General features: G+C 70.6%; 19 protein-coding genes and 1 pseudogene. 10 read left to right on the top strand and 10 right to left on the bottom strand.

The genetic code is table 11. The features are described from left to right. Position 1 precedes the first annotated feature (1 nt). Positions 2-1,624: a penicillin-binding transpeptidase domain-containing protein gene (locus BFN33_RS33595; protein ID WP_069763955.1), complete on the top strand. Its 1,623-nt coding sequence runs from the start codon at positions 2-4 to the stop codon at positions 1,622-1,624. 96 nt (positions 1,625-1,720) lie between these two features. After that, positions 1,721-3,394 carry a penicillin-binding transpeptidase domain-containing protein gene (locus BFN33_RS33590; RefSeq protein ID WP_069763954.1) on the top strand — a complete coding sequence of 558 codons (1,674 nt, stop codon included), beginning with the start codon at positions 1,721-1,723 and terminating at the stop codon, positions 3,392-3,394. Between the two features lie 12 nt (positions 3,395-3,406). Here the strand turns inward: BFN33_RS33590 and BFN33_RS33585 are convergent, their stop codons facing one another. After that, positions 3,407-3,754, bottom strand: coding sequence for an SsgA family sporulation/cell division regulator (locus BFN33_RS33585; RefSeq protein WP_069763953.1), 348 nt, complete (start codon positions 3,752-3,754; stop codon positions 3,407-3,409). A gap of 168 nt (positions 3,755-3,922) precedes the next feature. Between BFN33_RS33585 and BFN33_RS33580 the strand changes: the two genes are divergently transcribed. The 6 genes from BFN33_RS33580 (at position 3,923) to BFN33_RS33555 (ending at position 8,684) form a co-directional block, all read left to right on the top strand. Further along, a complete protein-coding gene (locus BFN33_RS33580) occupies positions 3,923-4,963 on the top strand; it encodes an energy-coupling factor ABC transporter permease (protein ID WP_079141133.1) in 1,041 nt (346 codons plus the stop codon). Position 4,964: 1 nt separating this feature from the next. Further along, the gene (cbiQ, locus tag BFN33_RS33575; protein ID WP_069763951.1) at positions 4,965-5,726 is read left to right on the top strand and encodes a cobalt ECF transporter T component CbiQ; all 762 of its coding nucleotides are present in this window, start codon (positions 4,965-4,967) and stop codon (positions 5,724-5,726) included. After that, positions 5,714-6,475: an energy-coupling factor ABC transporter ATP-binding protein gene (locus tag BFN33_RS33570; protein WP_069763950.1), complete on the top strand. Its 762-nt coding sequence runs from the start codon at positions 5,714-5,716 to the stop codon at positions 6,473-6,475. Before cbiQ ends, BFN33_RS33570 begins: the two co-directional genes overlap by 13 nt. Next, positions 6,472-6,933, top strand: coding sequence for a MarR family winged helix-turn-helix transcriptional regulator (locus BFN33_RS33565; RefSeq protein ID WP_069763949.1), 462 nt, complete (start codon positions 6,472-6,474; stop codon positions 6,931-6,933). Before BFN33_RS33570 ends, BFN33_RS33565 begins: the two co-directional genes overlap by 4 nt. A gap of 108 nt (positions 6,934-7,041) precedes the next feature. Beyond that, positions 7,042-7,488 carry an organic hydroperoxide resistance protein gene (locus BFN33_RS33560; RefSeq protein WP_069763948.1) on the top strand — a complete coding sequence of 149 codons (447 nt, stop codon included), beginning with the start codon at positions 7,042-7,044 and terminating at the stop codon, positions 7,486-7,488. Between the two features lie 35 nt (positions 7,489-7,523). Then, complete coding sequence (locus tag BFN33_RS33555) at positions 7,524-8,684, top strand: serine hydrolase domain-containing protein (RefSeq protein ID WP_069763947.1); 1,161 nt, start codon at positions 7,524-7,526, stop codon at positions 8,682-8,684. A gap of 3 nt (positions 8,685-8,687) precedes the next feature. On the opposite strand, the gene BFN33_RS33550 is transcribed toward BFN33_RS33555, so the two are convergent. The 6 genes and pseudogenes from BFN33_RS33550 to BFN33_RS50400 all read right to left on the bottom strand — a co-directional run. After that, positions 8,688-8,963, bottom strand: a complete 276-nt coding sequence (locus BFN33_RS33550) for a DUF1876 domain-containing protein (protein ID WP_069763946.1) — start codon at positions 8,961-8,963, stop codon at positions 8,688-8,690. A 125-nt stretch (positions 8,964-9,088) separates the two neighbouring features. After that, complete coding sequence (locus BFN33_RS33545) at positions 9,089-11,824, bottom strand: bifunctional YncE family protein/alkaline phosphatase family protein (protein ID WP_069763945.1); 2,736 nt, start codon at positions 11,822-11,824, stop codon at positions 9,089-9,091. A 4-nt stretch (positions 11,825-11,828) separates the two neighbouring features. After that, entirely contained in the window at positions 11,829-13,178 is a 1,350-nt protein-coding gene (locus BFN33_RS33540; RefSeq protein WP_069763944.1) for an ABC transporter permease, read from the bottom strand. Then, positions 13,175-14,119 (bottom strand): ABC transporter ATP-binding protein, encoded by a 945-nt coding sequence (locus BFN33_RS33535; RefSeq protein ID WP_069763943.1) that lies wholly within the window; start codon positions 14,117-14,119, stop codon positions 13,175-13,177. The genes BFN33_RS33540 and BFN33_RS33535 overlap by 4 nt, the downstream gene beginning before the upstream one ends. Before the next feature lie 184 nt (positions 14,120-14,303). Continuing rightward, the gene (locus tag BFN33_RS33530; RefSeq protein ID WP_069763942.1) at positions 14,304-15,149 is read right to left on the bottom strand and encodes a DMT family transporter; all 846 of its coding nucleotides are present in this window, start codon (positions 15,147-15,149) and stop codon (positions 14,304-14,306) included. Continuing rightward, positions 15,146-15,295 (bottom strand): annotated as a pseudogene (locus BFN33_RS50400) (YbaK/EbsC family protein); the annotation flags it as partial. The pseudogene BFN33_RS50400 and the gene BFN33_RS33530, both read right to left, overlap by 4 nt. Positions 15,296-15,753: 458 nt before the next feature. On the opposite strand from BFN33_RS50400, the gene BFN33_RS33525 reads away from it, so the two are divergent. After that, complete coding sequence (locus tag BFN33_RS33525) at positions 15,754-16,383, top strand: GNAT family N-acetyltransferase (protein WP_069763941.1); 630 nt, start codon at positions 15,754-15,756, stop codon at positions 16,381-16,383. A gap of 42 nt (positions 16,384-16,425) precedes the next feature. On the opposite strand, the gene BFN33_RS33520 is transcribed toward BFN33_RS33525, so the two are convergent. Next, positions 16,426-18,633, bottom strand: a complete 2,208-nt coding sequence (locus BFN33_RS33520; RefSeq protein ID WP_069763940.1) for an MMPL family transporter — start codon at positions 18,631-18,633, stop codon at positions 16,426-16,428. 118 nt (positions 18,634-18,751) lie between these two features. Next, a complete protein-coding gene (locus BFN33_RS33515; RefSeq protein WP_069763939.1) occupies positions 18,752-19,357 on the bottom strand; it encodes a TetR/AcrR family transcriptional regulator in 606 nt (201 codons plus the stop codon). A gap of 184 nt (positions 19,358-19,541) precedes the next feature. Between BFN33_RS33515 and BFN33_RS33510 the strand changes: the two genes are divergently transcribed. Further along, positions 19,542-22,760, top strand: a complete 3,219-nt coding sequence (locus BFN33_RS33510) for a S41 family peptidase (RefSeq protein WP_069763938.1) — start codon at positions 19,542-19,544, stop codon at positions 22,758-22,760. Between the two features lie 147 nt (positions 22,761-22,907). Here the strand turns inward: BFN33_RS33510 and BFN33_RS33505 are convergent, their stop codons facing one another. Next, complete coding sequence (locus BFN33_RS33505) at positions 22,908-23,111, bottom strand: hypothetical protein (RefSeq protein ID WP_069763937.1); 204 nt, start codon at positions 23,109-23,111, stop codon at positions 22,908-22,910. Positions 23,112-23,148: the final 37 nt, after the last annotated feature.

Here is a 23,148-nt window from a genome sequence, read left to right as displayed (position 1 = left end):
CATGGCCAAGGGGGTGAAGGTCGCTGTCGTCAGCACGGTGTTCGCCGTGATGGTCGGCGGGGCCGGATACGGGGCGTACAACTTCGTTTCGGCGATGCGCGACGACGGGAGCGGCGGTGTCGGGGACGCCAAGCGGAGCGGGCCGCCCACCGCCGACGAGATCGCGAAGACGTCGAAGGACTTCTTCGCCGCCTGGGAGAAGGGCGACGCGGCGAACGCGTCCGCGTTCACGAACAACAACACGGCGGCCGAGGCGCTGCTGACCGCCTACGGGGCGGACGCGCACATCGGTCATGTGCGGATCACCCCCGGCAAGGCGACCGGCGCCACCGTGCCGTACAGCGTGAAGGCGACCGTCTCCTACGACGGGAAGTCGAAGCCGCTGGCGTACCAGAGCAAGCTGACCGTCGTGCGCGGGGTGACCACCGGGAGGGCGCTCGTCGACTGGCAGCCCTCCGTGGTGTACCCGAAGCTCCAGAAGGACGACCGGCTGGTCACCGGGGAGTCCGAGAACCCGGCCATCGAGGCGGTGGCCCGTGACGGCAGCGTGCTGACCAAGGAGAAGTACCCGTCGCTGGGCCCGGTCCTGGACGCCCTGCGCGAGAAGTACGGAACCGAGGCCGGCGGCACCCCCGGCATCGAGCTGGTCATCAAGCACCCGGACGAGAGTCCCGACACCTCGCTGCTGACCCTGGCCGAGGGCAAGGCGGGCAAGCTGGAGACCACCATCAGCGCGAGCGCGCAGTCGGCCGCAGAGAAGGCCGTGAAGCTGTACGGCCAGTCGTCGGTCGTCGCCGTGAAACCCAGCACCGGTGAGGTGCTGGCCGTGGCCAACAACCGCACGGACGCCTTCAACGCGGCTTTCGAGGGCACCAAGGCCCCCGGCTCCACCATGAAGATCATCACCGCCGCGATGCTCATCGACAACGGCGTGACCTCGATGAACGGCCCGGCGCCCTGTCCGCCCGACGCCGTGTGGCAGGGGCAGACCTTCAAGAACCTCACCGGCATGCAGCCCAACGAGGGCGCCTCGCTGGCCAACAGCTTCATGCGGTCCTGCAACACCGCCTTCATCAAGCTGATCGACGAGAAGCCGCTCACCGACGAGTCGCTGACGCAGGAGGCCCAGAACCGGTTCGGGATCGGCGAGGACTGGAAGACCGGCGTCGTCTCCTTCGACGGGAAGGTGCCCGCCGTCAGCGGTCCCGACCGCGCGGCGAACGCGATAGGCCAGGGCCAGGTCCAGATGAACCCGCTGAACATGGCCTCGGTGACGGCCACCGCGATCACCGGCGCCTTCCGCCAGCCCTATCTGGTCTCGCCGAAGCTCGACGACCGCGAACTGGCCACCGCGAAGGGGCTGCCGTACAACACCGCCTCCCAGCTCAAGCAGATGATGCGGCTCACCGCGACCCAGGGCACGGCGACCAAGGCGATGGCGGGACTCGGCGGTGACATCGGCGCGAAGACCGGTTCCGCGGAGGTCGACGGGCAGCAGGTGTCCAACAGCTGGTTCACCGGTTTCCGCAACGACATGGCCGCCGCGGCCATGACCGAGGAGGGCGGCCACGGCGGCGACGCGGCGGGCCCGATTGTCGCAGCTGTGCTACGAGCCGCAGGCTGACGTCACCCGTGCGGGACAGGGACTCTAGGCTGTGGCCGTCGTTGGGATGGATGAGGGCAACGGGGACCCTGGGAACTGGCGGAGGAAACGGAAGCCGTGGGTAGCAGAAGGCGCGTCGCCGAGCGACGGAAGACGAAGCCCGCCGTGGTCGGCGGGATGATCGCCGTGGTCGTCGGCGGCGCCGCTTTCGGCGTCTACGCGCTCTACGGTGCCGGGGCCGCGGCCGACGACCGGACGCAGAACACGTCCGTGTCCGCCGCGGACCACAAGCCGAAGGTCAAGACCGGGCCGCTGTCGGCGACCGAGGTGACCACCACCGCGACCACCTTCCTGACCTCCTGGCAGCAGGGCAGGGTGAGCGCGGCCGCCGCCGCGACGAGCGACAGCGCGGCCGCCACCGCCCTCCTCACCGGCTACACCAAGGACGCCCACCTCACCGGCGTCGCCCTCACCCCGGGCACCCGCACCGGTGACAAGGTGCCCTTCTCCGTGAAGGCCACGGTGACGTACAAGGGCATCAGCAAGCCGCTGACGTACGGCAGCTCGCTGACCGTTGTCCGCGACACCGCCACCGGCAAGCCCCAGGTCGGCTGGACCGCCTCGGTCGTCCACCCCGATCTGAAGGACGGCGACACCCTGGTCACCGGCGAGTCCGGGACCCCGCCGATCAAGGCGGTCGACCGGAACGGCGGCGAGATCACCGAGGCCGAGTACCCGTCGCTCGGCACGGTGCTGGACGGCCTGCGCGAGAAGTACGGCAAGAAGGCCGGCGGCAAGGCGGGCATCGAGCTGCGGGTGGTCCGCGGGAAGGGCTCCAAGTCCTCCGACAAGACGCTGGTGGAGCTCAGCAAGGGCACCCCCGGCACCGTGAGGACGACCCTGAACCCGACGCTCCAGGCGGCGGCCGAGGCGCAGGTCGCCAAGCAGGCGCGGTCCTCCGTCGTCGTACTCCGTCCGTCGACCGGCGAGATCCTCGCGGTGGCGAACGCGAGCCACGGCTTCAACACCGCCTTCCAGGGTTCCCTCGCCCCGGGCTCCACGATGAAGGTCATCACCTCGTCGCTGCTGATCGACAAGGACCTCGCGTCGGCGGACAAGGCGCACCCCTGCCCGAAGTACTTCACGTACGGCGGCTGGAAGTTCCAGAACGACGACAAGTTCGAGATCAAGGGCGGCACCTTCAAGGCGAGCTTCGCCCGCTCCTGCAACACCGCCTTCATCAGCCAGGCGGGCAAGCTGGACAACGACAGCCTCACCAAGCAGGCCCAGCAGGTCTTCGGCCTGTCCATGGACAACTGGGCGATCGGCGTCCCGTCCTTCGACGGCTCGGTGCCGGTGCAGAGCGCGGCCCAGAAGGCGGCCTCGCTCATCGGCCAGGGCGCCGTCCGGATGAACCCGCTGAACATGGCGTCCGTCTCCGCCACCGTCGAGTCGGGCACCTTCAAGCAGCCCTACCTGGTCTCCCCCTCGGTCGACAACCGCACGCTGGCCACCGCCTCGCGCACGATGTCCTCGGGCACGCTGTCGCAGCTGCGTGAGCTGATGGCGTACACGGCGGGCTACGGGACGGCGGCCGAGGCGATGTCCGGGGTCTACGGCAACGTCGGCGCGAAGACCGGCTCCGCGGAGGTCGACGGCCAGAAGAAGCCGAACGGCTGGTTCACCGCGTACCGGGGCGACCTCGCGGCCGCGGGCGTCGTCCAGGCGGGCGGCCACGGCGGCGACACGGCGGGGCCGATCGTGGCGACCCTGCTGAAGATGGGCGGCTGAGCCCTATGGCGCTCAGCCCCGCACGGGTGCCGTGGCCGTGTACGTTCGCCGCAGGAACCTGAGCAGGGCCTTCTGCTCGAACTGCACCACCGACACCCCGTGCGGGGAGTGGAACTCCACCACGGCCTGCACCCGCCCGCACGGCCACACCCGCACGTCGCCGCTGCCGACCGGCGCTCTGAGTCCCTGTTCCAGCAGCGCCCGCGAGAAGGTCCATTCGGGGGTGCCCGGCAAGCGGATCCGTACCGAGCGCGGGTCGGTCTCCGGGTCGTAGCGCAGGACCACCGGGATCGCCTCGTCCTCGGCGATGTCCACGTCCGAAACGATGTGGGCTCGTGCGTACTGTTCGACTACAGACATCGTGACGGGCCTCTCACGCTGCGTAACCTGTGCGGAAGCTGTGCGTCCACTCTCCTCCCAGCGTCGCACATTTCCCGTGTTCCGCGCCCTGGACCGAAAGCCTGCGAGTTGCTGTTCGCGGCGAGGCCCTCTTGCAAAGAGTTCGCAACAAGCCACTATCATCGAACGGTGCATGTGCCTGACGGATTCATAGACGCCCCCATCTCGGCAGCTACCGGAGTCGTCGCCGCGGCCGCCGTCGCGGTGAGCCTGCGCGGCGCCCGCCGCGAGCTGGACGAACGCACCGCGCCGCTGGCCGGCCTGGTCGCGGCGTTCATCTTCGCCGTGCAGATGCTGAACTTCCCCGTCGCCGCGGGGACCAGCGGACATCTGCTCGGCGGGGCACTGGCCGCGATCCTCGTCGGCCCGTACACCGGGGTCCTGTGCGTCTCGGTCGTCCTGCTGATGCAGGGCATCCTCTTCGCGGACGGCGGCCTGACCGCGCTCGGCGTGAACATCACCGACATGGCCGTCGTCACGACGATCGTGGCGTACGCCGTGTTCCGCGGGCTGGTGAAGGTGCTCCCGCGCCGGCGCGGGTCCATCACCGCCGCCTCCTTCGTGGCCGCCGTGCTCTCCGTCCCCGCCGCGGCCGTCGCCTTCACCCTGATCTACGCCGTCGGCGGCACCACCGACGTCTCCATCGGCAAGGTCGCCACCGCGATGATCGGCGTCCATGTCCTCATCGGCATCGGCGAGGCGGCCATCACCGCGCTGACGGTCGGCGCCGTCGTCGCCGTACGCCCCGACCTGGTGTACGGCGCCCGCGGCCTCCGGCAGAAGCTGAAGCTGCGGGTGGACGGTCAACTCGTCGACGTGCCCGCCGAGCCCGCCCCGGCCGCCGCCCGCTCGCACCGCAAGGTGTGGATCACCGGCCTGGTCACCTCCCTGGTGCTCGCCGGATTCGTCAGCTTCTACGCGTCCGCCGACCCGGACGGGCTGGAGAAGGTCGCCGCCGACAAGGGCATCGACGCCAGGACCGAGAAGCACGCCACGGCGGACTCGCCGCTCGCCGACTACGGCGTGAAGGACGTCGAGGACGCCCGCCTGTCCGGGGGGCTGGCGGGCGTGATCGGCGTCGGCGTCACCGTCGTCGCGGGCAGCACGGTGTTCTGGGTGGTGCGCAGGCGCCGCACGGCCGACACCGGTCCCGTCGGGACGGGCGTCTGAGATGGGCGCCGGACACGCGCACCGGCTCTACCGGCACGGCCACTCGCCGGTGCACGCCCTGCCGCCGCACACGAAGCTCGCGGCGGCCTTCGGCTTCGTGGTGGTCGTCGTCTCGACCCCGCGCGAGGCGATGTGGGCGTTCGGCCTGTACGCCGTCCTCCTGGGTGTCGTCGCGTACGCCGCGCGCGTGCCGGCCGGCTTCCTGCTGAAGCGGCTGCTGATCGAGGTGCCGTTCGTGGCGTTCGCGGTGCTGATGCCGTTCGTCGCGGAGGGCGAGCGGGTCGAGGTGCTCGGGGTCTCCCTGAGCGTGAGCGGCCTGTGGGGCGCCTGGAACGTGCTCGCCAAGGGCACGCTGGGGGTCGCCGCCTCGGTGCTGCTCGCGTCCACCACCGAACTGCGCTCGGTGCTGCTCGGACTGCAACGGCTCAGACTCCCGCCGCTGCTGGTCCAGATCGCGTCCTTCATGATCCGCTACGGCGACGTCATCACCGACGAGATGCGGCGGATGCGGATCGCGCGGGAGTCGCGGGGGTTCGAGGCGAGCGGCGTCAAGCACTGGGGAGTCCTCGCGAAGTCGGCCGGCGCGCTGTTCATCCGCTCCTACGAACGCGGCGAGCGCGTGCACCTGGCCATGGTCAGCCGGGGGTACGCCGGTTCGATGCCGGTCATCGACGAGGTGACCGCGTCCCGGGGGCAGTGGTCGTACGCCCTCGCGCTCCCCGTCGCCGCCCTTGTCGTCTGTGTGTTGGGATGGGCCCTGTGAGCACTGCTTCCCTGGAGGTCTCCGGCCTCGCCTTCGCCTACCCGGACGGCCACCAGGCCCTGTTCGGCGTGGACTTCTCGATCGCACGCGGTGAGCGGGTCGCGCTGCTCGGTCCGAACGGCGCCGGCAAGACGACGCTGGTGCTGCACCTCAACGGCATCCTGAGCGGCGGCGTGGGCACGGTGACGGTCGCCGGACTGCCCGTGGACAAGAAGCACATGGCCGAGATCCGGCGCAAGGTCGGCATCGTCTTCCAGGACCCCGACGACCAGCTCTTCATGCCGACCGTGCGCGAGGACGTGGCGTTCGGACCGGCGGCGGCCGGGCTCAGGGGGCCCGAGCTGGAGGAGCGCGTCGACCGGGCGCTGACGCAAGTCGGCATGGCGGAGTTCAAGGACCGGCCCCCGCACCACCTCTCCTTCGGCCAGCGGCGCCGGGTGGCGGTGGCCACCGTGCTGGCGATGGAGCCGGAGATCCTCGTCCTGGACGAGCCGTCCTCCAACCTCGACCCGGCCTCCCGCCGCGAACTCGCCGACATCCTGCGCTCGCTGGACGTGACGGTCCTGATGGTGACGCACGACCTGCCGTACGCGCTGGAGCTGTGCCCGCGCTCGCTGATCCTGAGCGAGGGCACCATCGCCGCGGACGGGAAGACGGCCGAACTCCTCGCCGACGACGAGCTGATGCGGGCCCACCGGCTGGAGTTGCCCTTCGGATTCGATCCGCGGTCCGTGACAATGGGCGCGTGACGAACGAAGAGGACGCCGGATCGCTGCTGCTCGACGACCAGTTGTGCTTCGCGCTGTACGCCGCTCAGCGCGCGGTGACGGCCGCGTACCGGCCGCTCCTCGACGAGCTCGGGCTCACCTACCCGCAGTACCTCGTGCTGCTGGTGCTGTGGGAGCGCGGGGAGACGAGCATGAAGGAGCTGGCGACCGCGTTGCGCCTCGACTACGGCACGGTCTCGCCGTTGCTCAAGCGGCTGGAGAGCGCGGGGTTCGTACGCCGGGAGCGCGCGGCGAGCGACGAGCGCTCGGTGCTGGTGGCGTGCACGGGGCGCGCGGAGGAACTCAGGGAGCGTGCGGCAGCCGTCCCCGGCGCCCTCCTCTCCGCGACCGGGCTCGACACCACGGGGGCCGCGAGACTGCGCGAGGAGTTGTGGGGGCTCGCGGAAAGAGCGCACGGAGCTACCGAGCGCCCCCGCTGACCTCCTGTTACCCGAGGTTGCCACCCCCTGGTAGCCCTGGGCCGACCTACCGGCCGGTACCTTGTGCACGATGTACTTGCGCGCACTTCTCCGGGGGGGAGACCAGCCATGCCTGAGGAAACCGCCGTCGACACCCGGCCGACGAAGATCATGTATGTCGCCGAGGCCACGGCACACGGCGGCCGGGACGGCTATGTCACCAGCCAGGACGGGCAGATCGAGCTGAAGGTGGCGATGCCGCCGGCGCTCGGCGGGGACGGCAACGGCACCAACCCGGAGCAGTTGTTCGCCGCCGGGTACAGCGCCTGCTTCCACAACGCGCTGATCCTCGTCGGCAACCGCGAGGGCTACGACCTGACCGGCTCCACGGTCGCCGCGAAGGTCGGCATCGGCCCCAACAAGCACCGCGGCTACGGCCTCGCGGTCGCCCTGAGCGTCTCGTTGCCGATCCTGGACGCGGGTCTCGCGGCGAAGCTGGTGGACGCGGCCCACGAGGTGTGCCCGTACTCGAACGCGACCCGCGGGAACATCGACGTGACGATTCTGCTTGGCTGAGGCAGGCACCGGGCGGCAGTAGAGGGAGTACGGGCGTGGACGTGAACGGCACAGTCGCCGAGGGCTTCGAGCCGGTCAGGGATGTGTTCGCGCGGAACTTCGAGGCGCTCGGGGACCGGGGCGCGGCGGTCGCCGTGTACCGGGACGGGCGCAAGGTGGTCGACCTGTGGGCCGGCACCAGGGACATCGACGGCACCGAGCCGTGGCGGCACGGCACCGCGCAGCTCGTGCGCTCGGCGACCAAGGGCGTCGCCGCCGCCGTACCCCTGATGCTGCACCAGCGCGGGGAGCTGGACCTGGACGCGCCGGTGGCCGAGTACTGGCCCGGGTTCAAGGCGCGCGGCAAGGAGCGGGTGCTGGTCCGGCACGTGCTGAACCACCGGGCCGGGCTGCCGGTGATCGACCGGCCGCTCACCCCGGAGGAGGCCCTGGACCCGCTGAAGGGCCCCGAGGCGGTCGCCGCGCAGGCACCCGCCTGGGAGCCGGGCACGGACCACGGGTATCACGCGCTGACGTACGGCTGGCTGCTGGACGAACTGGTGCGCAGGGTGACCGGGTTCGGGGCCGGTGAGTGGATCGCGCGGGAGATCGCCGGGCCGCTGGGGGCCGAGTTCTGGCTCGGGCTGCCGAAGCAGGAGGAGGCGGCCGGGCGGACGGGACGGGTCGGACGGGTCGAAGGTCCCGAGCCGACCGGCGGCCTGCGCGCGCGTCCCAAGCGGTCCGTCACCGAGGCCTACGAGGATCCCGGCTCCCTCACCCGCCGCGCCTTCGCCGCGATCACCCCCTTCCCCGACCAGAACGCACCGGAGTACCGGGCGAGCGCCCTGCCCGCGACCAACGGGATCGCGACGGCCGACGGGCTGGCGAGGATCTACGCGGCGCTGATCGGCGAGGTCGACGGGGTGCGGCTCCTCGACCCGGCCACGGTCGACCTCGCCCGCACCGAGGAGTCGGCGGGTCCGGACCGGGTGCTCGTCGTGAACACCCGTTTCGGACTGGGCTACATGCTGCACGGCAGCGCGTCGCCGTTCCTCGGCGCCGGCTCCTTCGGGCACCCCGGCCGCGGTGGCTCACTCGGGTTCGCCGACCCGGAGGCGGGCATCGCCTTCGGCTATGTCACCAACGGGTTCCGCAAGACGGTCACGGCGGATCCCCGGGCCCAGGCTCTGGTCAGGGCGGTGCGGGCGGCCCTGTGACGGCTACACGTTGATCGAGTGGGACGTCCGGCCGGACGCCTCGTCGATCTCGTCGTGCGCCTTGGTCAGCAACTGCATCGCGAGTTCGTTCAGCGCCCGCGCCCCCGCGACCTCCTCGCCGATCCGCGGCTGATTGGAGTCGCTGCGGTGCCGGCTGGCGTGTCCGTGCGCCCGTATCTCGGTCCCGTCGGGCAGGCGGACCAGCGCGGCGGCCTCCGTGTGCCGTTCGTCCTCCCGGAACTCCAGCTCGACGTGCCATCCGACTGCGGTGTGCGTCATGGGGTCACCTCCGGAAAACCTCTGCTTCCAGAGTGCTCCTCCCCGGGCCCCGACGCACGAGACCCGGTCCCCCGGTCGTGTTCCGGCTTCCGGCCGGGGCGGTGCGCCCCGGCCGGAAGAGGGTGTCAGCCGTCGGACTCCGCCGACGGCAGGTAGGCGCCGGGTACGTCGTTCGGCGCGAAGACCTTGCTGTCGCCCGGGTACGGCTTGGTCCAGGCGTGCGTCTGGTACCAGGTGTAACGGTTCATCTGCTCGGCGTTCGCGTAGTCCGGCACGGCGTGCGCGCCGGTCAGCCGCTGGTGCGAGGCCCAGGTCTTCCATTGCGCCGCGAGCTCCTGCTTGGCCTGCGGCACCGCGGCGGACGTCGGAGCGGGGGCCGCGTCGGCGTCCTGGGCGGCCGGGGTGTCCGCGCCGCAGGAGGGCGTGGGGCTCACTCCGAGGGTCAGCGAAGTGCGGTTGGGGACCGCCGTGAACGGGGTGGTGTCCGGCTTGCCCGTGAAGGCCCCGTACATCGGTGTGGCCGCGCTGTCCTTCTGGTTCATCGGGTGGATCCCGAGGATCTGCTCGACGGTGCGGATCATCGTGATCTGCGTGTAGTAGCGGCTGTCCACGGTGCCGTGCTGGGCGTACGGGCTGATGACCTGGACGGGGGCGCGGTGGCCGTCGACGTGGTCGAGGCCGTTCTGGGAGTCGTCCTCGACGACGAAGATCGCCGAGTCCTTCCAGTACTTGCTGTGGGAGATCTTGTCGACCATCCGGCCGACCGCGAGGTCGTTGTCGGCGACCTCGGCGGACGCGTTCGCCGGCCCTCCGGTGTGGTCGTTGGAGAACCAGAACATGTTCAGGTTCGCCGGGCCGTTCTTCTCGAAGTCCTGCTGCCAGATCTGTTCCTTGTAGATGTCCGGGACGTCGAGGTCGAACATCGGGAAGCCCTGCACGGACACCTTGTTGAGCGAGGGGATCGCCGAGCCGGTCTGGATGGGGTACTGGGTCTGCGCCCCGGTCGCGGCCATGTTCTTGCTGTCGCAGTACAGGTTCTGCCAGTTGGCCCCGGCCGGCTTGGACTCGGTCGACTGGAACTCGCCGAAGTCCTTGACCGACTTGCCGGCCGCCTGCGCGCCGGTCCAGATGAAGCCGGACTTCTGGTGGCCGAGGACGTCGTTCTCGGTGTCGTAACTGCGCGTGTACTCACCGGCGGAGGACTCGGTGTACTCCGGGTTGTCCGACTGCATCAGCCAGTTGTGGCCCTCGGCGGAGTTGGTGCCGATGTCGTAGAAGTTGTCGTAGAGGCCGAACTGCTGGGCCAGCGCGTGCTGGTTGGGCGTCACGTTCGCGCCGAAGGTGGTGAGCGCCGGGTCGCCGTCGCCCTGCGGGAGGTCGCCGTAGACCTGGTCGTAGGTGCGGTTCTCCTTGACGAGCAGGAAGACGTGCTTGATCGTCGAGGGGTCGCCGAGTCGTGCCGGGACCGGGACCGGCTTGGCGTGGCTCGTCCCCTTGGCCGTCGTGACCGAGCCGGGCGTCCAGCCGTTCTGCTGGAAGACCTTGGCCGTCTGGGACCTGATGACGAGGTCGCTCGGCAGCGTGAACTGGGTGAGGCTGGACGTGGTGTCGTGGGTGCCGTGGCCGGTGGCGGTGGTGGGGCGGCGGGCGTCTATGCCACGGGTGTTGGAGACGACGACCGTCTTGCCGACCGTGGTGATCTCGGCGGGGAAGTAGTCGGTGGGCAGCATGCCGACGTAACTGGCGGGCTCCTGCGCGGACTTGTACCGGTAGACGGCGACCGCGTTCGCGCGGCCCAGCGTCACCAGCAGGTGGCCGTCGTCGGTGAGGGTGACCGCGTCGGGCTCGTAGCCGACCTTCGCCTCGGGCCACGGCTGGGTGGCGATGGTCTGGACGACCTTGTCCTTGCGGGTGTCGATGACCGACACGTTGTTGTCGGCGGTGTTGGTGACGAACACCGTGCCGTTCTTCGCGTACACGGCGGTCGGGTGCAGACCCACGTCGATGGTCCGGACGACCTTGCCCGCGCCGGTGTCGATGACGCTGACCGTGCCGGTGGTCGCGGCGCCGGTGTCGGGGTCGGCGGGCACCTGGGTGCCGTAGGAGTTCATGGTGGTCTCGCCGGGCCTGGCCGGACGTCCGCCCTCGTTGCTGACGTACAGCTTGCCGCCGACCAGGGCGAGGCCGCGCGGGGCGTTGCCGACGGCCCAGCTCTGCTGGATCGTCCCGGTGGCGGCGTCGAGGGCCACGACCCGGTTCTGGCCGTTGACCGCGGAGTACACGGTGGAGCCGTCCGCCGAGAACACCGCGGCGCCCACCAGGGCCTGCTGGGTGCCGACGGCCGGGATGGGGACGGCCGTCGGGGTGGAGAGGGTGCCGTCCGCGTTCACGGTGAACTTCGTGTAGCCGTTCGCCTGTCCGAGCCACAGCTGCTTGCCGTCGGGCGAGTAGGCGGGGCCCTCCTGGCCGACCGCGCCGCTGCTGATGCGCAGGTCGTCCGCGGCGTTGGCGCCGATCTTCTGCTTCACCTGCCCGGTCGCGAGGTCCATGATCACCAGTGCCGCGTCACCGTCGGCGACCGCGGCCGCGAGGTGGGTGCCGTCCGGGCTGACCGTGGACGACATGATCTTGCCGTCGTTGATGACGGTCCGGCTGCCGTACGGCTTGAGGTACTGGTCGCTGGAGATCACCTGCCCCTTGGCGGTGTTCTGTGCGACCTGCTGGGTGCCGAACTGATAGGTGGAGGCGACCGCGGTGCCGGTGACACCGAGGGCGACGGCGATACCGGCCGTCACCAGCGTGGTCCGACGGCTGAGACGTCTGACCTTCTCGCTGCTCCGGCGCTGCCGAGTTACCTGCATGGGACTATCCCTTCGAGGTGGTGTCCAGCAGCTCGACGTTGCCGTCGAACTGCCACAACGGGTTCGGTGCGTCCCCGGTGGAGGTCCGCACCAGGAAGTAGCCGTTCACTTCCTTCGGTCCGTCGCCGTCAGCGACGAACCGCCCGTCCGATCCGACGTCCAGCTGATAGACAGCCGTCCCCGCCACCGGTACGCCGGGCAGGTGCCAGGTCACGACACACCGCCAGTCATTGCCCGCCCCCTGCTGAGCGGCCTGGCCGTCGCTCTTGGTGCACGCCGCCGAGGCTTTGAGCTGCGCCTCGGTGACGGCGGGGCGGTGGAGTTGTTCGGTCTGCAGGCGGTAGAGGTGGGCGAAGGCCGTGGCGAGGGAGCGCTGGACCTTGGCCTGGGTGATGCCCGAGGAGTCGGTCGCGGTGGCGATCACCGCGACGGTGAGAGCGGTCAGCGCGGCCAGGGGCAGCACGCCCACGGTGAACGCCCGGCGCCCGGCACCGTCGTAGGCGAGGTTGGTGAAGTCCCGCCGGAGGAACAGCAGATGGGCCAGTACGGTCGCGAGCACGGCCCACGCCAGGCTGACGGCGACGCCGATCAGCAGCGGGGCGAGCTGGGCCGGGGCGGTGAACAGGCCGTTCCAGGAGAGGAAGGCGTAGCCGGGCAGGGCCAGGCGTACGGCGACGGGCAGCGGCAGCATCTGGGCGACCTGCATGCCGAGCGCGACCAGCGGGGGCAGCAGCAGCCCCATAGGGGACCGTCCGAGGGCGACCGACCCGAGCAGGCCGATCGCGGCGAGTGCCAGGGTCGGAGCGAGGGCGGCGAGCCAGGCGAGCAGGACCCTGCCGGCGGCATCGGAGGGGCTCAACAGATGGCCGTCGAGGCCGACGAGCGGCTGGTTGCCGACGGAGGCGAGCCCGCCCACGGCGCTGGAGCAGGCCAGCCCGGTCACGAGCAGCAGGATGACGGTGCCACTGGCCAGCACTTTCGCCACGAAGATCCGCCGCGGTGAGCGGACCGCCACCAGCAGGTGCCGCCAGGTGCCGAGCCGGTCCTCGGCGGCGAACACGTCACCGGCGACCACCGACGTCAGCAGTGGAAGCGCCCAGGTGCCCGCGAATCCGAGCATCACCAACGGTCCGGCCCACCCGGTGGCGTGCATCCAGCGGCCGAAGAGGGTGTCGGTGGGCAGCGTGCTCTGCTCGCTCACCCCGGCGACGAAGAGCCCCGGCGCGATCCAGCAGGCGAGCACGAGGAGGCGGATCCGCCACTGCGAGACGAGCTTGACGAGTTCGAAGCGGTAGCTCCGCGGCACTGAGACGGGCCGCACGGGGGTGGGGGACGCGGTGAGGGTGGTGGTCATCTGCCGGCCTCCTGGTCCTCGGTCAGGGCCAGGAACGCGGCCTCCAAGGGCGAGACGACGGGCGCGAGTTCGCGCACCGCGACGCCCGACGTCACGAGCCGCGCCACCAGTTCGTCGAGAGCGGGCACCAGCGCGCGTACGACGAGCACGTCGACGTCCCGCGTCTGCCGTCCGGTGTCATCGGCGATCCGGACGCCGTCCGTGCCGTCGGCCAGCCGTCGCGCCGCTTCCGGGTCGGACGTCCTTACCCGGTAGTCGAGTTCACGGCTCTCGGCGGCCAGTTTGCCGAGCGGCCCCGAGAACACGACCCGCCCGGACGCGAGGATGGTGACCTCGGAGCACAGGGCCTCCAGGTCGTCCATACGGTGGCTGGAGAGCACGACGCTCGTGCCGTCCGCGGCGAGCCGGTTCAGGACTCCGTGCACATGCCGTTTACCGGCCGGGTCCAGGCCGTTGGACGGCTCGTCGAGCACCAGCAGCCGTGGCCGGGTCAGCAGTGCGGCGGCGAGCCCGAGCCGCTGGCGCATGCCGAGGGAGAAGCCGCGGGCCTTGTCGTCGGCGACATCGGTGAGCCCGACCTGGTCGAGCACGTCGTCGATGCCTGCCGTACGGGCCTGCCGGCCCCGGAGTTCGGCGAGCGCGGTGAGGTTCTGCCGGGCGGTGAGCGAGGGGTAGAGACCGGGCCCGTCCACGAATCCGGCGACTCCGTCGGGAGCGGCGAAGGCCCGCCCGACCGGCACACCAAGGATCTCCAGTTGCCCGCCGTCGGCGACGGCGAGGCCCAGCAGGAGCCCGAGCAGGGTGGTCTTGCCGGCGCCGTTCGGCCCGACCAGACCGTGGATCTGTCCCCGCGTCACATCCAGGTCGACACCGTCGAGCGCCACGACGTCACCGAAGCACTTGGTGACCCCTCGGGCCCGGACTGCGTGGAGTGCGTCCATGAGTCCCTTGCGTCCCTTCTTTCGCGGTCCGCTGGGACCTTAGGGACGCCACACGACCCAGCCACGGACCTCTGCCTGAACGCACAGGGAACGGACCGTCAAGGCATAGGCAAGTCGGCAAACGAATAGCCGACGTTGGGCCGGAATTGGACAGCGCTTGGGACAAAGCCCCCGGGACGGACGGCTAACCGGCGTGCAGCATCAGCCCGATGCCCGCGACCAGCAGCCCCGCCGCGACGATCCTCGGCGCCCCGAACCGCTCCTTGAAGAACACGGCGCCGATGGCCGCGCCGACGATGATCGAGGATTCGCGCAGAGCGGCGACGGGGGCGAGTTCGGCCTTGGTCTGGGCCCACAGGACGAACCCGTAGGCGGCCACGGAGAGGGCGGCACCGACGAGCCCGACGCCTGCGAACGGCCGCAGTACGGCGACGGATCGGCCACGCCACCGCGTGAGGGCGTACGCCGGGATCACGACCCCCTGCACCGCCATCAGCCAGGCGATGTACCCGAGCGAGGAACCGGAGGCGCGCACGCCGAGCCCGTCGACGACGGTGTACGCGGCGATGGTCAGCCCGGTCGCCAACGCGGCGCCGATCGCCGCCCAGTTCGGCCGACGGCCGCGCAGCCCCCACAGCGCGACGCCGGTCAGTCCGGCGCAGGAGAGGGCGATTCCGGCGGCGGCCCACCCGTCCGGCACCTCGTGCGCGAAGAGGGCGGCCAGCACGGTCACGACCAGGGGCGCGGTGCCGCGCGCGATCGGATAGGCCTGCCCGAAGTCCCCGAGTCGGAAGGACTTCATCAGCAGCGCGTAGTAGGCGATGTGGATACAGGACGAGGCGAGGAGATACGGCCACGCGCCCGCCGCCGGGACCGCCGCGAGCGGGATGATCGCCAGCCCGATGAGCATCCCCCCGCCCGAGATCAGCGTGAACCCGACCAGCTTGTCGGTGATCTGGTGCGCGATGGCGTTCCAGCTGGCGTGCGTGACCGCGGCGAGGAGCACGGCCGCGGTGACGAGCGGGGTCACGCGGTGGGCTCGCGGACGTCCACGAGAGTGGCACCGGCCCGGGCGACCAGGTCCTTGGGCGCGATCGGGAACACGGCGTGCGGATTGCCGGCGGCGGCCCAGACCAACTCGTGTCCGAGCAGCGAACGATCGGCGCGAGGTCGAGTTAGCTCGATCGTGTGATGATCGGCGCCCTGGCTTGCGGCGCCGTGGGCCGTTCGGGCTACGGTGATCCTGCGATCTGGGACGCTTGGTGCGGTGCCAGCGTGCGGGGCCCCTGCTCCACCGGAGTGATGGTTCAGGGCCTCCCCGTCGCCTCTGGCCGTGCTCATCCGGCCAGATCGCACAGGGAGCTGGCCTCCCGGGATCGGACCACGTACAGGATGCGTGTCGCTGCCCCGGGGTTGAGTACGCCGGGGACCAGTGCGCCCAAGACCGTTCGGGGCGTGCGGCTGAGCGGACTTACTCCTGCTCGGTCCAGAGGAACGGTGGGCTCCAGAGTCCGAAGGCGTCATGCCCGGCAGGTTAGCTGCCGGATACAAAGGTCACGACCGAATTCCCCGTCGGACAGCGGGGACCGGGCTTGTTGTGGCGTCCTGCCGTGCAGAAGCGGCAGGATGCTGCGATGACCCCGTCTCCCGCCGTACGCCCCTACCGCCCCCAGGACCGCGACGCCGTCGAGGACATCTGCGTCCGTACCGCCCACGCGGGCCGGGACAGCCGCCCGCACTACAAGGACCCCGGCGTCTTCCCGGCGGCCTTCGCGGCGCCGTACGTCCATCTCGAACCGGAGCTGGCCTTCGTGCTGGACGACGGGGAGGGACAGGCGGTCGGGTACATCGTCGGGACCGCCGACACGCCCCGGTTCGTGGCGGACTACCGCACGACGTGGCTGCCTCTCGTGGCCGACCGCTACCCGGAGCCCCGCCACGAGCCGCAGACCGCCGACGAGGAGATCGTCGCGCTCCTGCACCGCCCCGAGCGGATGCTCGTGCCCGAAGTCGCCGCCTATCCCGCCCACTTGCACATCGATCTGCTCCCCGGGTGGCAGGGGCGCGGATACGGGCGCGCGCTCATGGAGAGCTTCCTGCGCGCGCTGCACGAGCGGGGCGTGGCCGCCGTACACCTGTCGATGGTGTCCGCCAACACGCCCGCGCGTGCCTTCTACGACCGTCTCGGCTTTCACGAGATCGCGGTACCGGATCCGGGGCCCGTCACCTATCTCGGCCGGCCCACGGCAGAGGAAGGCCGGTGAGGGCACCTCCCTCACCGGCCTTCCTCTCTCACGCGGCGTGCGTCAGACGCGTACCAACTCCCGGTCCTCGTCCGGATCCGTGTCCTTCTCCGCCCGGGTGCGCAGTCCCTCGCCCTCGACGTCGACGTTGGGCAGCGCGCGGTCCAGCCACTTCGGCAGCCACCAGGCGCGGCGGCCGAGCAGGGCGAGAACCGCGGGGACGATCGCCATGCGGACCACGAACGCGTCGAAGAAGACGGCGATCGCGAGGCCGAAGCCGATCATCTTGATCATCGACTCGCCGGAGCTGATGAAGCCTCCGAAGACGGCCATCATGATGACCGCGGCGGCGACCACGACCCGGGCGCTGTGCTTGAAGCCGGTGACTATGGCCTGGCTCGGGGACTCGCCGTGGACGTACGCCTCGCGCATCCGGGTCACGAGGAACACCTCGTAGTCCATCGCGAGCCCGAAGACCACGCCGACCATGAAGATCGGCATCATCGACATGATCGGGCCGGTCTCCTCGACGCCGAGCACACCGCCGAGCCAGCCCCACTGGAAGACCGCGACGACGGCACCGAGCGCGGCGAGCACCGAGAGCAGGAAGCCGAGGGCCGCCTTCAGCGGGACGAGGATCGAACGGAAGACCACGATCAGAAGGAGGAAGGCGAGGCCCACGACCAGGGCCAGGTACGGGATGAGGGCATCGGTCAGCTTCTGCGAGAAGTCGATGTTCATCGCCGTCGTGCCGGTGACCAGGACGTCCGCGCCGGTGTCGGACCTGACGTCGGGTCCCTGGTCACGGATGGCGTGCACCAGGTCCTCGGTCCGGGTCGAGGACGGCTTGGAGTCGGGGACGACCGTGATGGTCGCGGTGTCGCCGGCCTTGTTGAAGGTCGCCGGGGTGACCGTGACGACGTCCTTGAGGCCCTTGATGCCGTCGGTCACCGTGGTGGCCGCGGCCTTCGGGTCGTCGCTGTTCTTCGCGTCGACCACGATCATCAGGGGGCCGTTGAAGCCGGGGCCGAAGCCCTCCGAGAGGAGGTCGTAGGCGCGGCGCTGGGTCGTGGACGTCGGCTGCGAGCCGTCGTCGGGCAGGCCCAGCTCCAACTGGCTGACCGGCAGCGCGACGGTGCCGAGGCCGACCACACCGAGCAGCAGCACGGCGGCCGGGCGGCGGATGACGAAGCTCGCCCAGCGGGTGCCCAGGTTGGGCTTCGCGGGCGCCGTCCCGGTGGTCTTCTTGCGCTTCTCGCCCGCCGGGCGGACCTTGCGGCCCGCGTATCCGAGCAGCGCCGGGATCATGGTCAGCGCGATGAGGACGGCGATCACGACGGTGCCCGCTGCGGCGAGGCCCATCTTGGTCAGCATCGGCACGTTGACGACCGCGAGTCCGGCGAGCGCGATCACGACGGTGAGGCCCGCGAAGACCACGGCGGAACCGGCGGTGCCGGTGGCCCGGCCCACCGCCTCCTCGCGGTCGCGGCCCTCGGCCAGCTCGGCGCGGTAGCGGGAGACGATGAACAGCGCGTAGTCGATGCCGACCGCGAGGCCGATCATCGCCGCGAGCGTGGAGGTGGTGGTGCCGAGGTCGAGTGCCTTGGCGAGTGCGGTGATGGTGGAGACGCCGATCGCGACGCCGATGATCGCGGTCAGCAGCGGCAGTCCGGCCGCGATCATCGAGCCCAGGGTGATGACCAGGACGACCGCGGCGATGGCGAGACCGATGGCCTCGCCGACTCCCCCCGCGTCGGGCTGGGCCTGGAGCGCGTCGCCTCCTACGTCGACGGTCAGACCGGTGGCCCGGGCCTCGTCACCGGCGGTCTCCAGGGCGTCCTTGGTCGCGTCCTTGAGTCCGACGGCGGGAGCGTCGTACTTCACCGAGAGGTAGGCGACCGTGCCGTCCTTGCTCACGGCGTTGGTCGTGAACGGGTCGGTGACGGAGACGACCTCGGATCCGTCACCGAGTTCCTTGACGGTCTTCGTGACGGTCGCCTTGTGGGCGGCGTCGGTCATCTTCTCGCCCTCGGGCGCCTTGAAGACCATGCGTCCGGTCGCGCCGTCGGCGCTGGCCCCGGGGAAACGCTGTTCCAGCAGGTCGAAGGCCTTCTGCGCCTCCGTGCCCGGGATGGAGAAAGAGGTGGTTCCGGCGGCGGGCGCACTGATCGCGCCGACGCCCGCGAGGGTCAGCAGGGCCACCCACATCAGGGCGACGAAGTGCCGTCGCCGGAAGGCGAGGCGGCCGAGTTTGTACAGGAAAGTGGCCACGAAGGCGTACTCCCGGTCAGGTCGTGGGTCCAGGGCGACACGGCCCAAGGGCAGGGATGATCAGCCCGACGACGTGAGCGGTTACGTCAGGTGGAGGGCTTGCTGGGGAGACTGTGGGTCAGTCGTGCGCAACGCCGAGTGCGGGGAGGACCACGGCGTCGATGTACGAAAGGAGGAAGGCCTGGGTCGGCGGCAGCTCGTCGATCATCGTGCGGGCCGCGAACCCGCCGATCATCATGTGGATCATGAACTCGATCGCCGGGTTGTCGGGGCGCACCTCGCCCCGGTCGATCGCTCGCTGCACCAGTCCGCGGAACTCCGCCATCTCGGGTTCGATGAGGTGCTCGCGGAACGCCTTCAGGAGATCCGGGTTGCCGTGGATCGCCATGGCCAGACCCCGCATGAGGGCGGAGTTCTGCTCCATCGTGCAGTCGTCCGAGCGCATGGTGACGGCGTGCAGGTCGCCCCTGAGGGACCCGGTGTCGATCTCTTCGAAACCCCTACCGCCAGGCTTGCTGTGCCGTACCGCCTTCGCCACCAGCTCGGCCTTGCCGCCCCACTGGCGGTAGAGCGTGGCCTTGCTGGAACGGGTGCGTGCGGCGACGGCGTCCATGGTGAGGGCGTCGTAGCCGACCTCCCGGAGCAGTTCGAGCACGGCCTCGTACAGCTCGGCCTCACGCTCGGGGGTGATGCGGCTGCGACGCGCGGTCGAGACCTCGGTCATGTCACTCACCCTTTCAGCTCCGGGACTTCGAACGACACTGTTTCGTACGACACGAATGTAGCGCATTCCTCAGCGAAACGAAACGGTTTCGTTCGTGTCGTGCATCACCCCAGGTCACCGCAGGTCCCCGTCGGCCGAATTTTCACAAGTTGCTCCGGTCCATCCCCCGGAAAAGCATGGGGAGGTGAGCTATCTGCGCCTTCCCCACCTGAGCGGCGACCTGTTGTGCTTCGTGGCCGAGGACGATCTCTGGCTGGCTCCTCTCGACGGTCCCGGCCGCGCCTGGCGTCTGACCGTCGACCGCACCAAGGTCGGCCATCCGCGCTTCTCGCCGGACGGCCGCCACATCGCGTACACGAGCTGGCGCAGTCTCGTGCCCGAGATCCACCTGGCCGACGTGGACGGCGGGCCGGCCCGGCGGCTCACCTACTGGGGCAGCGCGGACACCCAGGTCTGCGGGTGGACGCCCGTCGAGGGAGAAACAGGGGGCACCATCCTCGCCGTCGCCTCCCACGGCGAGCCCTTCTCCTACTTCACGTGGGCGTACAAGGTCCCCACCGACGGTTCCCCGGGCCGCAAGCTCCCCTGGGGCCCGGTCTCCGACATCCAGGTCGCCGACCGCAAGACCCTCCTGCTCACCGGCACCCCACCGCACGAACCGGCCGCCTGGAAGCGCTACCGGGGCGGCGCCACGGGCCGGCTCTGGCTGCACGGCGAACGCCTGCTGCCCGACCTCGGCGGCCACCTCCACTCCCCCATGTTCGTCGGCGGCCGGATCGCCTTCCTCTCCGACCACGAGGGCGTCGGCAACCTCTACTCCTGCGCCCACGACGGCTCCGACCTGCGCCGGCACACCGATCACGACGCCTTCTACGCCCGCCACGCCTCCAGCGACGGCGCCCGGGTGGTGTACCAGTGCGGGGGCGACCTGTGGATCGTCGACGACCTCTCGTCCGAGGCCCGCAAGCTCGACGTACGGCTGAGCGGGCCGCGCGCGGGCCGCCGTACGTACCAGGTGCCCGCCGCCCGGCACGTGGACGGCATCTCGGTCGACGAGACGGGCCGCGCGAGCGCCGTCGTCGTCCGCGGCAGCCTGTACTGGCTGACCCACCGGGACGGCCCGGCCCGCACGATCACGGACACCCCGGGGGTACGGGTACGGCTACCGGAGATGCTCGGTCCCGTCGGCCAGGTCGCGTACGTGACGGACGCGGAGGGCGAGGACGCCGTCGAGATCGCGTATCTGCCCCGCGCCACCGGTGACCGCGAGCCGCGACGGTTGGCGTCCGGCGAGCTGGGCCGGGTGCTGGAGCTGGTCTCGGATCCGCGGGGTGAGCGCCTGGCCATCGCCTCGCACGACGGACGCCTGCTCCTTCTCGACGCTACGGAGGACTCCGACGGCGAGGTCACCGAACTCATCCGCTCGGTCAACGGGCCGGTGCGGGACCTCGCCTTCTCGCCGGACGGCTCCTGGCTGACGTGGTCGCACCCGGGGATCGGCCGCACCCTGCGGCAGATCAAGATGGCCCGCATGAAGGACCGTCTGATCGTCGACGTCACCAACGGCCGCTTCGAGGACGAGAACCCCGTCTTCACCCGGGACGGCCGCTACCTGGCCTTCCTCTCCTGGCGAGGCTTCGACCCGGTGTACGACGTCCACACCGGCGACCTGTCCTTCCCGCTCGGCTGCCGGCCCTACCTGGTCCCGCTGTCCTCGGCGACCCCCTCCCCCTTCGCCCTGAACCCGGAGGGCCGCCCGGCCGCCGGAGGCCTGGACCCGGTCGAGGACGAGAGCGGCGAGGGCGGGGCCGTGACGGTCGAACTCGAAGGGCTGGAGAGCCGGGTGACCCCGTTCCCGGTCCCCGCCTCGAAGTACTCGGCGCTGTACCCGGTCGCGGGCGGCGGCCTGGTCTGGCTGCGCTGGCCGATCTCAGGCGCCCTCGGTGAGACTTTCGTGAACCCGGACGACACCTCCGAGCGCCCGACCCTCGAACACTTCGCCATCGGCAAGGCGAAGAAGACCGAACTGGTCGAGCACCTGGACTGGTTCGCGGTCAGCGGCGACGGCTCCCGGCTGGTCGTGGTGGACGAGGGCGAGCTGCGCGCGGCCCCCGCCACGGAGTCCGGCGACAGCGACACCACCGTCTGGATCGACCTGCGCCGCATCCTCCACGAGGTCGACCCGGCCGCGGAATGGCGCCAGTCGTACGAGGAGGCGGGCCGCCTGATCCGGTCGTACTTCTGGGAACCGGGGATGTGCGGCATCGACTGGGACGCGGTGCTCGACCAGTACCGCCCGCTGGTCGAACGGGTCGCCTCCCCCGACGAGTTCGCCGACCTCCTGCGCGAGGTCCTCGGCGAACTGGGCACCTCCCACGCCTATGTCACCGCCGCCCGCCGCAACGAGGGCCCACCGCACTACCAGCGCCGCCAGGGCCTGCTGGGTGCGAACCTCGTGCTCAGGGAGGGTGGTTGGACGGTGAAGCGGATCCTCCCCGGCGACTCCTCGGACTCCAAGGCACGCTCCCCGCTGGCCGGCACGGGCATCCGCGAGGGCGCGGTCCTCACCCACGTGGACGGCCGCGCGGTCGACCCGGTCGCGGGCCCCTATCCCCTGCTCGCGGCGGCGGGCGGTACGACGGTGGAGCTGACGTTCGCCCCACCCGCCGGAGGGGCCCGCCGGGTGGCGGTGGTCCCGCTCCTGGACGAACGCCCCCTGCGCTACCAGGACTGGGTGGCCAAACGGCGTGTCGTCGTACGGGAGTTGAGCGGCGGCCGGTGCGGCTATCTGCACATCCCCGACATGGGCGGCTCGGGCTGGGCCCAGTTCAACAGGGACCTGCGGATGGAGGTCTCCCGCCCCGCCCTCATCGTCGACGTACGCGGCAACGCGGGCGGCCACATCAGCGAGCTGGTCGTGGAGAAACTGACCCGCAAGATCCTCGGCTGGGACCTGACGAGAAACGCCCAGCCGGTGTCGTACGCCTCGAACGCCCCGCGCGGCCCGGTGGTCGCCCTGGCCGACGAGGCGACCTCCTCCGACGGCGACATGATCACGGCGGCGATCAAGCTGTTGAATCTCGGTCCCGTGGTGGGCCAGCGCACATGGGGCGGAGTGGTCGGCATGACCGGCCGCCACCAGCTCGGCGACGGAACGGTGATCACCGTACCGATGAACGCGGCGTGGTTCGACGAGTACGGCTGGTCGATCGAGAACCAGGGCGTACCCCCGGACCTGGAGATCCTCCGCACCCCGCTCGACTGGGCGGAGGGCCGCCACGCCCAACTGGACGACGCGGTACGGCTGGCCCTGGACCTACTGCAGACGAACCCCCCGGCGACGCCGCCCAACTACCGTGACGTACCGGACAGATCAAGGCCGAAGCTTCCGCCGAGGTCTTGAGAAAGGGCGCAGTGAGCGCCTTTAGGGGCGCGGGGAACTGCGCGAGAAGCCCCACCGGCCGACAGCCGACAACGAACCTGTCTCGGCGCACAAAAGCGCGGGGTGCCCTCCCGACAAACAGAGGGCACCCCGCACTTCAAGCAGTGACTACATCTCGTAGTCAGGGTCGAGCCGCTCCTGCTCCTCGCGCTGGAGCCGCTCGCTCTCCTCGTCCCGCATGCGGTCGCGGTCCGGGCCCTGGCCCTGACCCGGACGACCCCGCTGGCCCGGCTCCTTGGCCTGCTCGGCCTTCTGCTTGGCCTGCTGCTTCCACTGCTCGGACTTCTCCTGGAACTGGTCCTTCATACCCATGTGGGTTCACTCCCGTGGGGGTGAGGGGAAAGGCCCC

Source organism: Streptomyces sp. LUP47B (assembly GCF_001746295.1).
Lineage (GTDB): Bacteria > Actinomycetota > Actinomycetes > Streptomycetales > Streptomycetaceae > Streptomyces.
This window is presented reverse-complemented; position numbering and strand designations above follow the sequence as displayed.

What these genes read in the sequence shown, in the direction of transcription:
- BFN33_RS33595 (WP_069763955.1), top strand. Translation starts at nt 2, where the DNA reads ATGGCCAAGGGGGTGAAGGTCGCTGTCGTCAGCACGGTGTTCGCCGTG.
- BFN33_RS33585 (WP_069763953.1), bottom strand. Translation starts at nt 3,754, where the DNA reads ATGTCTGTAGTCGAACAGTACGCACGAGCCCACATCGTTTCGGACGTG.
- cbiQ (WP_069763951.1), top strand. Translation starts at nt 4,965, where the DNA reads ATGGGCGCCGGACACGCGCACCGGCTCTACCGGCACGGCCACTCGCCG.
- BFN33_RS33570 (WP_069763950.1), top strand. Translation starts at nt 5,714, where the DNA reads ATGGGCCCTGTGAGCACTGCTTCCCTGGAGGTCTCCGGCCTCGCCTTC.
- BFN33_RS33560 (WP_069763948.1), top strand. Translation starts at nt 7,042, where the DNA reads ATGCCTGAGGAAACCGCCGTCGACACCCGGCCGACGAAGATCATGTAT.
- BFN33_RS33550 (WP_069763946.1), bottom strand. Translation starts at nt 8,963, where the DNA reads ATGACGCACACCGCAGTCGGATGGCACGTCGAGCTGGAGTTCCGGGAG.
- BFN33_RS33545 (WP_069763945.1), bottom strand. Translation starts at nt 11,824, where the DNA reads ATGCAGGTAACTCGGCAGCGCCGGAGCAGCGAGAAGGTCAGACGTCTC.
- BFN33_RS33540 (WP_069763944.1), bottom strand. Translation starts at nt 13,178, where the DNA reads ATGACCACCACCCTCACCGCGTCCCCCACCCCCGTGCGGCCCGTCTCA.
- BFN33_RS33535 (WP_069763943.1), bottom strand. Translation starts at nt 14,119, where the DNA reads ATGGACGCACTCCACGCAGTCCGGGCCCGAGGGGTCACCAAGTGCTTC.
- BFN33_RS33525 (WP_069763941.1), top strand. Translation starts at nt 15,754, where the DNA reads ATGACCCCGTCTCCCGCCGTACGCCCCTACCGCCCCCAGGACCGCGAC.
- BFN33_RS33515 (WP_069763939.1), bottom strand. Translation starts at nt 19,357, where the DNA reads ATGACCGAGGTCTCGACCGCGCGTCGCAGCCGCATCACCCCCGAGCGT.
- BFN33_RS33505 (WP_069763937.1), bottom strand. Translation starts at nt 23,111, where the DNA reads ATGGGTATGAAGGACCAGTTCCAGGAGAAGTCCGAGCAGTGGAAGCAG.